The sequence below is a fragment of the Sorangium sp. So ce119 genome (assembly GCF_051524405.1).
GTDB lineage: Bacteria > Myxococcota_A > Polyangia > Polyangiales > Polyangiaceae > Sorangium > Sorangium cellulosum_G.
Window position 1 is genome coordinate 4,309,414 of the sequence record NZ_CP150310.1, and the last position, 12,921, is coordinate 4,322,334.

Sequence of the window (12,921 nt, forward strand, 5' to 3'; positions counted from 1 at the left end):
CGCGCCGAGCTCCCTCACGCGCCGGGCGGATCGTGCGCGAGGCGCAGGGAGGCGCGCACCACGCTCGGCCCCGGGTCGCGCGGCGCCGCCGCGACCGTGCGGCCGCGCGCGTCGAGGATGCGCGAGCCGCCCTGGCCGTGGAGCGCCGGGCTGGAAGGCCCCCAGTTCGCGTTCACGACCGCGACGCGATGGCGCCGGGCCAGCGCGGGCAGGAGATCGGCGCGCGCGTCGCCCTCCCCGGGCGGATCGACCCAGGCGGTCGGGAAGAGCAGCAGATCGGCCTCGTCGAGCGCGCCGCCCGCGTCGTCGGAGACGAAGTGGATGTCGAAGCAGATCGCGGCGGTCACCTTGGCGCCGCGAAGATCGAGGACCGGGGTCCCGAGATCGCCCGGAGTCGCCCAGCGCTCCGGGAACCACGGGTGGCGCTTGCGGTAATGGCCGATCCGGCGCCCGTCGCGATCGAACACGAGCAGGCTGTTGTAGACGTGGCCCTGGCTCTCCTCGACGAGGGGGCCCGCCAGGGCGATCCGGTGCGCGCGCGCCAGCTCGGCGAGCCGCCGCGCGGACTCACCGTCGAGCGGCTCCGCGAAGCGGCGCAGGTCGCTGTGGCCCCGCGGCGAGACATAGCCGGTGATGATGAGCTCGGGGAGCAGCGCGAGCTCGGCCCCCCTCGCCGCGGGCGAGCCGAGGAGACGGTCGATCTCGGCGAGCGAGGCCCGCGGGTCGCCGAAGCGCTGCGGCAGCTCGAGCGCGACCACGTCGAGGCAGCGGGCGATCACCGGGGCCGCCTGACGCATCCGCCCCGCCACCACGCGCCCGCTCCGCGCGGCGGCGATGCGCCCACGTCGCGCTGGGCAGCGTGGCGCGAGGGCACCGGGCGCCCTCGGCTAGCGATGGCTCCGGGCCGCCTGGAGCTGATGGAGGCTCACCGCCAGGTCGACCTGGCGGCGCAGATCCGAGGCGATCCACGGCTTCGTGATGATCCGGAACGTCGCGCTCTCCCGGGAGATCTTCTGGATCTGCTCCACGTCCGTGGGCGCGCAGACGAGCACCGGCACGTAGCTCAGCCCCTGCCGGCGCAGCTCGCGCAGCAGCGCGAGCCCGCTGAAGTGAGGCATCCGGTAGTCCGCCACGACCACGGAGGGCGGCTCCTTCACCGCCGCGGCGAGCGCGCGGCGCGGATCGCCGAAGGTGCGGACCTGGTAGCCGGAGCGGAGCGCCCGCTCCATGAGGTCCAGGTTGCTCTCCTCGTCGTCGACGGCGTAGAGGAGCGTCCCTTGGCCCCGACCACTCGAAGGTGGCGGCATGCTGCCGGAATGCGGGGCATTGCCCATCGAGCGCGAGGGTATCAGACCTCGTTGTCCCGCACCACGCGCTCAAGCCGAAGTAATCCTGGTTGCCTGCATCACGGCCAGCGCAGTGGGGCGAAGCACGTCACGCCGCGGCACGGCAGCGGCGGGCGCCGCGGCGACCCGGTCGGGCTCCGCCGTCGCCGATGCTGTTGCTCCGGACAGCCTCGACCGCCGCGAGCGACCAACCTGGGGCGATCGCGGCGTTCGCCGTCCACTCCGGCGGCGTTCGGCGGTAAGAGATCAAGAGATGTCCGCTCGCGATGGATTGCTCGAGGTCGGCGCGCTCGTGGACGGCCGGTATCAAGTGCTCGGCCACCTGGGCAGCGGCGGTCATAGCGTCGTCTACGAGGCGCGCCAGATCGTGACCACCCAGCGCGTCGCGCTCAAGCTGCTGCGGCCCGAGGCGCTGCGCCGCTCGCGCGAGTCCGGCTCCCTGGAGGCGCGCTTCGAGCGGGAGATGAAGGTCATCGCCCAGCTCAGCCACCCGAACATCGTGCGGCTGCTCGACGCCGGGCGCCTGCCCGAAGGCGAGCTCTACCTGGCCCTGGAGTACGTCGACGGCGAGACGCTGACCGCGCGCTGCCAGCGCACGAGGGGGATCGAGCCGAGCGAGGCGAAGCGGCTGATGCTGCATGTGCTCGACGCCATCGGCTTCGCCCACGAGCGCGGCGTCGTGCACCGCGATCTCAAGCCCCACAACATCATGGTCGCCGGGTCCGGCAAGCGGACGCACGCCAAGGTGCTCGACTTCGGCATCGCGGCGCTCATCGGCGAGGCGCGCTCCGCCGACTACCGCGCCCTCACGCCCACCGGGGAGTTCAACGGGACGCCGGCCTACATGGCCCCGGAGCAGCTCGTGCAGTCGACCCCGACGACAGCGGCGGACATCTACGCATGGGGGCTCACCTTCCTCGAGTGCCTGATCGGCGCGCCCGTCATGCACGAGGCGACCCTCGCCGAGGTCATCTTCCGCCAGCTCAGCCCCGAACCGGTGCCGATACCCCGCGCCCTCCGCGGCCACCCCCTCGGCGCGCTGCTCGAGCAGGCGACCGCCAAGTCGCCGGCGCACCGCGTCCGCTCCGCCCGCGAGGCTTACGAGTTGCTGGAGGCGTGCGACGTGACCACGATCCCGTGGCCCCTGCCCCGCGACGCAGGCCACGCCAGCTCCGCGGGGGAGCGCGGCGGCGCGCTGGAGCAGCGGGCGATCGTGACGCGACCGGCGCACCAGGTCGAGGCGAGCCAGGAGACCCAGCTCGTGGCCTCCGAGGACTTCGGTCCGCCGGCGGTCCCGGCCCCCAGATCCGTCGAGCAACAGCAGCAGGACGCCCGGCTCGGCGCCGCGCCGACCCTCGCGATGGCGGGCCGCAGCCTCGGCTCCCCCGAGCCGCCGAGGCCGATCCGCAACCCGTCCCTCCACCCTGGCGACTCCGATGGGTCGCTGACGCCGGTGGCCCCGAGGATCACGTCGCCGTCGCGCCCGAGCGTCCTGCCCAGCACGCGCCAGGTGCACGCCACCGGCCGCGGCGAGCGCCGCCAGCTCACCGTGCTGGTCTGCGGGCTCGCCAGCGCCGAGCGCATCGCGGACACGGTCGACGGCGAGGTGTTCCACGAGCTCGTCCAGATGTACCAGGCCGCGTGCGCCCAGGTGATCGGGGCGCAGGAGGGGGTGTTCCTCCGCTCCCCCGGCGAGGAGACGATCGCCTACTTCGGCCACCCCGTGGCGCGGGAGGACGACGCCCTCCGCGCCGTGCAGGCGGCGCTGGATCTGGTCGAGCACATGTCGCGCCTGAACGCGCGCGATCTCGTGCCGCTGCCCCTGTCCGTGCAGGTCGGCGTGCACACCGGGATCGTCGTCGTCGCGGACAGCGACGCCGTGCCGTCGCTCGCCGGCCCGACGCTGAACGCCGCGACGCAGCTCAAGGCGCACGCCGAGCCGGGCACGGTGCTCGTCAGCCGCGCCACGCAGAAGCTCATCGACGGCTACTACTACGTGGACCCGCTCGGCGAGATCAGCCCGAAGGGCGCGCGCCAGCCGCTCGAGGTCTTCGCGGTGCAAGGACGCACGACCGCGCGGGATCGGCTGGACGCGAGGATGCAGCACGGGCTCACCCCGCTCGTCGGGCGAGACGACGAGCTCGACCAGATCGCGGCCCGGTGGACGCGGGCCGCGGGCGGCGCCGGGCAGGTCGTGCTGATGACGGGGGAGGCCGGCATCGGCAAGTCGCGGAGCGTGCGCGCGTTCCGCCATCGCCTGGCCGGGACGCCGCACCTGTGGCTCGAGGCGCGCTGCTCGCCGCAGCTCCAGAACAGCGCGTTCTACCCGGTGATCGAGCTGCTCAACGCGCTGCTCGTGGGCGACCGCGAGCGCGCGAGCACGCTGAGCGGAAGGGTGGCGCCGGGCGAGCGCGGCGCGGCGCTGGAGGACGGTGAGGACAGGCTCGCCCGGCTGGAGCAGCTCCTCGCCGAGGCGGAGGCGGGGCCGCTCGCCGTGCCGCTGCTCGCAGCGCTGCTGTCGATCCCGACCGAGGGGCGCCACGCCGCCCCGGCGCTGACGCCGCAGCGCCAGCGGCAGGAGACGATCGCCTCGCTCCTGCAGCTCTTCCTCGGGCTCGCGGATCGGCAGCCGCTCGTGCTCACGGCCGAAGACCTGCACTGGGCCGACCCGTCTACCCTGGAGCTGCTCGGCCGGCTCATCGACGAGGGGAGGCCGTCGCCGCTGCTGCTGCTCCTGACCGCGCGCCCCACGTTCACGCCGCCGTGGCCGGTGCGATCCCACTTCACGCAGATCTACCTCGCCCCGCTCAGCGCCGAGCGGATGGAGGCGCTCGTCCAGCAGCTCGCGGGCGCCTACGCGACGAGCGGCGCGCCGACGAAGCAGGCGGCGCTGCCGAAGGAGGTGATCCGGACGCTCGCCGAGCGCAGCGACGGCGTCCCGCTGTTCGCCGAGGAGCTCACGCGCATGGTCCTCGAGTCGGCGGCCGCCACCGCAGCCGCAGGGGAGCGGGCCGGCGCGGCGAGCGCCCCGCAGGGGTGGATGGACGCGCTCGAAATCCCGACCACGCTCCAGCACTCCTTGACGTCGCGCCTCGATCGCCTCGGCCCGGCCAAGGAGGTCGCCCAGCTCGGCGCGGTGTTCGGCCGCTCCTTCGGCTACGAGGCGCTCGAGCTGTGCGCGGGCGGCGCGGGCGCCGAGCCGCTGCTCATGGCGTCGAGCCCCGCGGAGCTGCGCGAGGCGCTCGCGCAGCTCGTCGACGCCGAGCTGCTCTTCCAGCGGGGGCGCCCGCCGCGCGCGACGTACACGTTCAAGCACGCGCTGGTGCAGGACGCGGCCTACCAGTCGCTGCTCCGCAGCACGCGGCAGCTGTACCACGCGCGCATCGCCGCCGTGCTCGCCGAGCGCTTCCCCGAGACGCCGCCCGAGCTGCTCGCGCGCCACTACAGCGAGGCCGCGATGTTCGGCCCCGCCGTCGCCGCGTGGCAGCGCGCGGGAGAGGCGTCGCTCATCTCCTCCGCGCACGCCGAGGCGATCAGCCAGCTCCGCCGCGGGCTCGAGCTCCTGAGGCAGCTCCCGGAGACGAAGGAGCGGGCGTGCGACGAGATCACGCTGCAGACCACGCTCGGCGTCCCGCTGATGATCACCCGCGGCTACGCGGCCCCGGAGGTCGAGGCGACGTACGCGCGCGCGCACGCGCTCTGCCAGGAGGCGGGCTCCTCGCCGCAGCTCTTCCCGGCGCTGTGGGGGCTCTGGATCTTCTTCCACGTCCGCGGCGACTACGCGCTGGCGGAGCAGCACGGCGAGCAGCTCCTCGCGCTCGCCGAGAGCACGGGCGACGCCGGCATCTCCCTGGGCGCACACCAGGCGCTCGGCGCGACGCGCTTTCTGCGGGGGCACCTGCGCGAGGCCCGCGAGCACTTCAACAAGGTGCTCTCGATCTACGATCCCGCGCATCACCTGCCGCTCGCCTTCCTGTTCGGCCACGACGCGGCGGCGTTCTCGCTGTCGCACCTCGCCTGGATCGCGTTCCACCTCGGCGAGCCGGAGCGCGCCAAGGCGTCGGTCGACGAGGCGATCGCCCTGTGCGAGGAGCTGAACCAGCCCGTGAGCCGCGGCTTCGTCGAGCACTTCGCCGCCGTGCTGTGCTGCCTGCTCGGCGACTTCGCCGGCGCCGACGCGCACGCGCTCGTGCTCAGCAAGCTCTCCGAGGAGGTGGGCATGCCCCACTGGACGGCGCTCAGCCAGATCGACCTCGGCTGGGCGACGGCTGCGCGCGCCGCGCAGGGGCTCGCCGGCGACGCGGCGCGCGCGCGCCACGCGGAGGGCGCCGCGCGCATCCGCGGGGGCCTGACGATGCTGACGAGCATCGGCAGCCGCGTGTCGCTGACCTACTGGCGGTCGGCGCTCATCGAGGCGGAGCTCGGCGCGGGCAACGTCGACGAGGCCAGCGCGCTGCTCGCGGACACGCTGGCCTTCGTCGAGAAGAGCGACGAGCGTTACTTCGAGCCCGAGCTCTACCGGCTCCAGGGCGAGATCGCCCTCGCGCGCGGCGCGCCGACCGCCGCGGAGGCGCGAGCGCAGGCCGAGGCCGCCTTCCGCAAGGGCCGCGAGATCGCCGAGCAACAGGGCGCGCTCGGCCTCGCGGCGTACATGTCCGAGCGCCGCGGGGCGCGCGCGGGCGCGGCGGGCGACGCGCTGGACGAGGACCAGCGGCGCGCGTAGGTCGAGGCGTCAGCGTAGGTCGAGGCGAGTCCGGCGCGCGGCGGCGCGCGGTGCTGGGCGCGCGGCGCTGGCTAGAGATCGCCGTGGATGGGCATCGGCACGCGCCAGGCGAGGATCTCGACGTGCTGGTCGCGGTTGAACGGCCGATCGAGGAGCTTCGGGCAGCACTGCCGCGAGCGGAACAGCTCGAGGATGTAGCTCATGCGCTCGCTCAGCGACGCCCAGTCCTCCGCGCCGCAGCCGGTCGTCGTGTGGTCGTGCGCGTCGTACTCGCGCAGGAGCTCGTAGAGCTCGCGATCCTCGATGGTCGCGAGCTCCAGGCAGTGGAGCGGCGACCCAGGCGGCGCGGGCAGATCGTGGCCGAGCTCGAGGAGCTCGTCCGGGAGGCGCATGGTCATCATCTCCTTCGTGGCCGCGAGGCGCCAGAGCGCCTGCACCTTGTCGAGCTTGTCCTGGACCATGGACCGCAGCGCCTCGGGCAGGCGCCGCCCGGGCGCGCCGACCGTCTCGATCATGCAGCGGATCGGCCCGTTGAGCGCCCGCGCGATGTACGGCTGGAGCCGCACCTGCTCGTGCAGCCCGACGCGCGCGTTGGCGAGGAGGATCAGCTCGGCCTGCTTGTCCCTGTCCTCCGTGAGCATCGCCGCGTGGTAGTGCGCCATGGCGCTGCGGAGCAGCCCCTGCCCGCCGTCGGGCGACGGACCCGGCTGCAGCCCCTCGATCAGGGCCTCGAGCTGCGCCTCGCCGGGCCGCGGGCACGCCCGGTAGAGCTGGATCATGCGGGCGAACAGCGGTCCGAGCTCCTCGAACACCTTGAGGTTGCCGAGCGCGATGTCGGAGCTCAGCTCGGACAGGATCCGCTCCGGCACGTCCATCAGCCCGAGCCCGTGGCCCCACCACGGGGTGAGCGGGTCGAGGGCGCTGATGCGCGGCGAGCTCTCCCGCTCGGACTCGCCTTGGCCGCGCAGCCTGGTGAAGCTGAAGCGCGGCAGGAACGACTCCCGCTCGTCCTCGCCCGAGACGATCAGCCGCCGGAGCACCGCCGGCACCTCCTCGTTGCGGATGAACCGCCCTGCGGTCTTCGAGGCCCACGTGGCGAAGGTGCACCAGTGGGCGTTGCGCCCGCCGAGCAGCTTCACGAGCTCCGCGGAGAGCTCGTAGTAGCACTGCGTGATGAGCAGGTTGCGCAGCACCGGCTGATCCTTCAGCGCGATCACCGCGTGCACCTGATCGAGCAGCGAAGGCAGCTCGGAGGTCCCGGCGGGCGCCTCGACGGCAGCCACCCTCGCGGCCCGCGTCGCCCGGTCGACGACGCCGCTGCGCGTCACGAGGGCCGCCGGCTTCGCGCTCTCCGCCGGCAAGGAGCGGGAGGTCCGATAGGCGGTTTCCTGGAACGATGCGGCGTGTTCGCTCGCTGGCGCTGCAGGCATCAGCGGCTTTGCAGGGGTCGTCATTCTCCCTTGCTATCTCCAAGTGATGCCAGGTGTCCATACCTGTCCATAAGTCCATCGTGAGAAACGCCGCTGGCATACGGTGTGCTGAACACACGAATCCTCACGGTTACGGCAGGGGCGTAGCGCTCGTTAGATACAAGCGCGGGCAACGCAACGCGGGGCTATGGCGTTGGCGGCACGACCGGCGCGGGCGGCGCGGGCGATGAGGGAGCCGTGGTCGCGAGGGCGCTCCCGCCGCTTCCACCGCCGCGCGGCCAGGTCGTGACGCTCACCCGATGGTCGCGGCCAAACGTGCGCGCGACCACGGCGCGCACGTCGGCCGGCTCGACCTCCTCGAGCGCGCGCAGCAGCCGCGGCAAGCTGCCCGGATCGAGCGCGGCGCGCAGCCGCAGATCCGTGATCGGCCGAGGGGACGCGGGCGGCGGGGTGACGGCGGCGCGCCGCGCGAGCTCCTTCTCGAGGTCGATCTTGAGCAGGGCCTTCGCGAGGGACAGCTCCTTCCACGTCGGTCCGGACGCCGCGAGCGACGCGAGCTCGGCGTCGAGCCGCTGCTCCAGCTCCGCGGCGCTGCGCGACGGCGCGGGCGTGAGCTCCACCGCCGCCACGCTCGCCTGCGCGCCGAGCGACAGCCGGCCGGTCACCTCGGACGCGAGCTGCCCCTCCGTGACCAGGGCCTTCGCGAGCCGCGCGACGCGCGGGCCGGTGAGGATCTCCATCGCCACCCGGAGCGACGCCTCGTCCGCGCCCCCCTCCGCGGGCGCGATCCAGCCGTAGAGTAGCCGCGGCGCCGGCACCGCGTCCTCGAGCGCGAGCCGCTCGTCGCGCGGGTGCGGCCCGACCTGGCGCTCCGGCTCCGCGGCGACGCGCTGGAGGGCGCGCGCGAGCGCCTGCTCGACCGCCGCGCGGGAGACGTCGCCCGAGAGCGAGATCGTCGCCTGGGCCGCGTCGCGCTCGCGCCGGAGCGACTCCGTGAGCAGGAGCTCGCTCGCCGAGCCCGCGTCGGCGCGCGCGCCGATCAGGGTGCCCTCGAGCGGGTGGCCGGCGGGGAACAGCGCCTCGCCGAGCGCGATCCACGACCGGCCGTACGGCGCCCGCTCGAGCGCGCGCCGCGAGGGCTCGCTTGCCTGCCTCCTGAGCTCGGCCACGCGCGCCGCGCTCGCCTCGCCGAGCAGCATCCGGAGCCGCGCCGCGACCAGATCGATCCCGACCTCGAGGTCGCGCGGGGGCACCGTGATCGCGACGCGCGCCTCGCTGGCGAGCGCGGGCCCCGCGGCGCCGGCGTCGCTCGCGGACCGCGCCGGGACCGCGACCGCCGCGCTGATCGAGACGAGCGGCGCCGCCGGATCTTCGCGGAGGTCTACCGCGATGCCGCTCGGGAGGCGGAAGCGCTGCACCTGCTCGCGACCGGCGCCCGCCAGGAGGGCGATCTGCTTCTCGATCTCGGCCTCTCGACCCTTGAGGGCGCCGCGCGCGCCCGGCCCGTCGGCGCCGTCGAAGGGCGACGCCGCGACGAGGCGGCCGCTCCGGATGCCGAGCGGATCGTCCTCGGCCGCAGGGCGCCAGCCCACGCCGCCGCCGACCATCACGATCGGGAGCTTCGCCTCCAGCGCCTCCGGATTGCCGAGGAGCGGCATCGGCGCCGGCGCCTGGCCGGGCGGGGTGAAGAGCGGGAGCCGGTTCCGGCCGAGCGACAGGGGGCGGGGCGGCAGCGACGCGTCGTCGAGCGCGAGCGCGCCGCCCGCGCCGTACGCCGACGGCGCGGCGCCCAGCGCGGCGGGCGCGTTCCCCGGGGGGTCGGCCTCCTCGTCGAGCTCCTCGTGGTCGAGGTAGGCAGGGAAGAGGGCCATGGCGCGCGCGACGCGATCGGCGGGGAGCGCGATCAGGTGGTCGGCGCGGCCCGGCGGGACGCGATCGCGCAGGAGCTCGGGGTTGTGCTCGCGCAGCACGGCCGTCGAGACGCCCGCGGCGCGCGCGATGGTGCGGAGCCGCGTCCCCGGCGGCACCGCGACCTCGCCGAGGTCGAGCGGCGCGAGCGGCGCGACGTCGGGCAGGTCCAGCCCGAAGCGCGCGCGGTTCGCGGCGACGATCGCGAACGCCACGATCTGCGGCACGTAGTCCGCGGTCTCCTTCGGGATGGCGCCGGCCTGCGCCAGCTCGGCGAGCCCGATCGGCCCGCGCGCCTCGGGGTCGCGCGCCGCCGCCACCCGCGACAGCGCCCGGAGGACGCCGTCGTGGCCGAGGTTGTACGCCGCGAGCGCGAGATCCCAGCGGCCGAAGCGCTCGTACAGGTCGCGCAGGTGCGCCGTCGCGGCGTCCGTGGCGCCCGTGAGGCTCATGCGCGCGTCGATCCACTCGGACTGCTCCAGGCCGTAGGCCTCGCCCGTCCTCGGCATGAACTGCCAGAGCCCCGCCGCGCCGGCCGGCGAGACCGCCCGGGGATCGAAGCCGCTCTCCACCGCCGCGACCCAGAGGAGATCCTCGGGCAGGCCCGCCTCGCGGAGCGATCGCTCGATGATCTCGCGGTACGCGCCGGCGCGCCGGAAGCGGCGCTGGAAGACGGCGCGGCCCTCGTCGGACTGGGCGAAAAAGCGGACGAACCGCATCGTGCGCCGCGTGAGCGGGACGTCGAGATCCGGCATCGCCAGCGTGGCGAGCGCCGTCCCCTCGGGGTCCTCGAGATCCTCGTCCGTCGCGGGCTGGAACTCGCGCACGAGGAGCGCCGTCAGCGCGGGCGGCGCGTCGCCGACGGGCAGAGGGCACGCGTCGACCGCGGGGGCGTCAACCGGCGCACGATCGACCAGGCTGGGATCGCGGAAGGCGCGGTAGGCCGCCGAGAGCGAGGCGCGCACCGAGGGCGCCTGGCCGACGGCCGCGCCGGAGGCGCAGATCAGCGCGCCGAGCCCGGTCCACAGAGCGGCTCGCCGTGCCCAGCTCATCAGCGCCGATCTTGCTCCGAAACCGTCCGCCAGCGCTACGGCAAAGCGCGGAGACAGCGGCCGTCATGTGCGCTGCTCGACCCGGCGCGCTTCCCTGCCCCTGCCTTCCCCGCCCTCCCCCTTCCCGCCTGCTGCCCCGCCCGCCGATCGCCCTCCCCGGCCCGTCGCCGCGACCCGCGCGTGGCCGTCGCCCTGGCGCCTCCTCGCGGCGTGATCCCCCTCCCGCCCTGCCCCGTTTCCACGGGAGATGCGCCCCCGCCCGCCTCGCGGCCCCGCCGGCGCTGGTCGCGCCTCGCGCGGCCAAGCACTAGCCGCCTGCTTCCGGGCGAGCTAGCAAGCGTCGGCGATGCGCTCGTCTCAAGCCGCACCCCCTCCCGAGAAGAGCTCCCGGCTGGGCGAGGTGCTCGACTTCATGAAGCTGCTATGGGCCGTCGATCACGGCCTGCAGTCGACGTCGAAGCGCATGGAGGCGAAGATGGGCGTGACGGGCCCGCAGCGGCTCGTCATCCGCATCGTCGGGCGCTACCCGGGCATCTCCGCCGGGCAGCTCGCCGAGATCATGCAGCTCCACCCGAGCACCCTCACGGGCGTGCTCAAGCGGCTGCAGGAGCGCGGCATCATCGAGCGACGGGTCGATCCGAAGGACGGCCGCCGCGCGCTCCTGGGCCTCACCGCGCGCGGGCGCGAGCTCGACAGCCTCCGCACCGGGACGGTGGAGGCCGCCGTGCGGCAGGCGCTGAAGGCGATGCCCCGGCGCAAGCTCGAGGCCGCGCAGGATGTGCTCGCGGCCGTCGCCGAGGCGCTGCAGCCGCAGCAGGACGACGAGTAACCCCGTCGGATCGGGCGCGCGCCGCGCGCGTTCCAGTCAGGGCAGCGCAGATCCGCATGCGCCCGGGAGCCCGCGCCAGGAGCGCGCGGTACGCCTGCGCCGCGCGAAGGGGGATCGGCGCCCGGGTGCGCCGCGCGATCTGCGCGAGGCGCGCAGCGCTGCCGCGACCGGCCGACCCCGCGGACATCGAACGGAGGAGCAGCGGTCGTCCCGCACGGCGACCCGTTTCCCGCCGTCCCGGTGACGGCGCGAGTCGCCGCGCCGGACCTGAACAACCCGAGGCCTTCGGCGCGGCCTCTGCCCGGCGCACGCCGCGCCGAGGGCCTCTCATCACCACGCAACGGGGGAACCATGAGGCACTGGATTCTTGGCGCGATCGGCGCGGCGCTCATCGCCGCCACGTGGGGCTGCGGCTCCGGCGAGGGAGACGGCGGAGCAGCGACCGGCGGCGGCGGCGCAGCGGCCGGCGGCGCAGCGACCGGCGACGGAGGGACCGGGAGCCAGGCCGCCGCCTGCACGCTCGTGGCCCAGGGCCTGGAGGTGAGCAGCGGCGACGGGATCGCGCCGTCGATCGCCTGGGCCGGGGCGGGCTTCGCCGTCGCCTGGCAGCAGCGCGGCGCAGACGAGGGCGACATCCACCTGGCCGTGCTCGACGCGGAAGGCAACAGGCTTCGGGAGGAGGTGATCGAGGGAGGACCGGGGATCTCCAGCCACCCGAGCGTAAACCGCGACGGGCAAGGCCTGCTCATCCTCTGGCAGGACCGGGACGGCACGGGGAGCGTCGTGCGCGGCCGACGGGCCACGCTGGCGGGCGTCGCCGAGGGCGCCGCCTTCGACCTGGTGAAGAGCGGCGCGGCCGAGTCCTGGCCCATCGCCGCCGCGAGCCGGGACGGGGTGCTCCTGGCGTGGATGGATGCGGGCGGATCGCTGCTCGGCGCGCTCGACAGCGGCGCGCTGGCCAGCTCGACGCCGCTGGATCAGGCGCAGTTTCCGGCCGTCGCGACCGACGGCGAGCGGACCGCGCTGGCCTGCACGCAGGGCGACACGCTCCTCTTCGCGAGGCCGGGCCAGGGGAGCGCCCCGCTCGAGCGGATCGCGCACCAGGGGGTCGCCGCGAAGCTGACGCGCGTCGCGCTCGGCGGAGACGACGCGTTCCTCGCGTGGGAGGACACCCGCGGCGGCGCGGAGCAGATCCGCGCGCTCCGGATCTCCGCGCAGAACGAGGTGTCCCGCGAGGTCGTCGTCTCGCGGGGCGAAGGCAGCGCGAACTGGCCGGCGCTCGCGTGGACCGGGCGCAGCCTCGCCGTCGCGTACTACCAGTTCCGCGAGCGGTACCCGGCCGTCTTCGTGACGCTCCTGAGCCCGGATCTCACGCCCACCGGCGTCGAGCTCACGGTGAGCGGCGACGCGCCCGCGAGGTACCCGGCGCTGGCCTGGACAGGGCAGGAGCTCGGCATCGCTTACGCAGAGAAGGATCGAGGCGTCCGCCTCTCGCGCGCCACGTGCCGGTAGCCGCGCCCCGCGCGCTCCTCCGCCATCCGGCCCAGCGCCCTCCCGCGCGACGTGCCCACGCGCCGCTGCGCGCTCGCGCTCGCGCTCCCGCGCCTCGCGCGCCCTCACCGCCCCATCGGCG

General features: G+C 74.9%; 7 protein-coding genes. 3 read left to right on the top strand and 4 right to left on the bottom strand.

Annotated features, from left to right (window positions below):
* Positions 1-14: 14 nt before the first annotated feature.
* The gene (locus WME76_RS16215; RefSeq protein WP_437960999.1) at positions 15-797 is read right to left on the bottom strand and encodes a carbon-nitrogen hydrolase family protein; all 783 of its coding nucleotides are present in this window, start codon (positions 795-797) and stop codon (positions 15-17) included.
* Between the two features lie 90 nt (positions 798-887).
* A complete protein-coding gene (locus WME76_RS16220; RefSeq protein WP_433937057.1) occupies positions 888-1,307 on the bottom strand; it encodes a response regulator in 420 nt (139 codons plus the stop codon).
* 292 nt (positions 1,308-1,599) lie between these two features.
* Between WME76_RS16220 and WME76_RS16225 the strand changes: the two genes are divergently transcribed.
* Positions 1,600-6,069 carry a protein kinase domain-containing protein gene (locus WME76_RS16225; protein WP_437961000.1) on the top strand — a complete coding sequence of 1,490 codons (4,470 nt, stop codon included), beginning with the start codon at positions 1,600-1,602 and terminating at the stop codon, positions 6,067-6,069.
* Between the two features lie 71 nt (positions 6,070-6,140).
* Here WME76_RS16225 and WME76_RS16230 read toward each other — a convergent pair whose 3' ends face one another.
* Both WME76_RS16230 and WME76_RS16235 read right to left on the bottom strand, forming a co-directional pair.
* Entirely contained in the window at positions 6,141-7,523 is a 1,383-nt protein-coding gene (locus WME76_RS16230) for a hypothetical protein (RefSeq protein WP_437961001.1), read from the bottom strand.
* A gap of 161 nt (positions 7,524-7,684) precedes the next feature.
* Positions 7,685-10,459: a transglycosylase SLT domain-containing protein gene (locus WME76_RS16235; protein WP_437961002.1), complete on the bottom strand. Its 2,775-nt coding sequence runs from the start codon at positions 10,457-10,459 to the stop codon at positions 7,685-7,687.
* Between the two features lie 346 nt (positions 10,460-10,805).
* Between WME76_RS16235 and WME76_RS16240 the strand changes: the two genes are divergently transcribed.
* Positions 10,806-11,288, top strand: coding sequence for a MarR family winged helix-turn-helix transcriptional regulator (locus tag WME76_RS16240; protein ID WP_433937061.1), 483 nt, complete (start codon positions 10,806-10,808; stop codon positions 11,286-11,288).
* Positions 11,289-11,639: 351 nt separating this feature from the next.
* Positions 11,640-12,800 (top strand): hypothetical protein, encoded by a 1,161-nt coding sequence (locus WME76_RS16245; RefSeq protein WP_437961003.1) that lies wholly within the window; start codon positions 11,640-11,642, stop codon positions 12,798-12,800.
* Positions 12,801-12,921 lie beyond the last annotated feature (121 nt).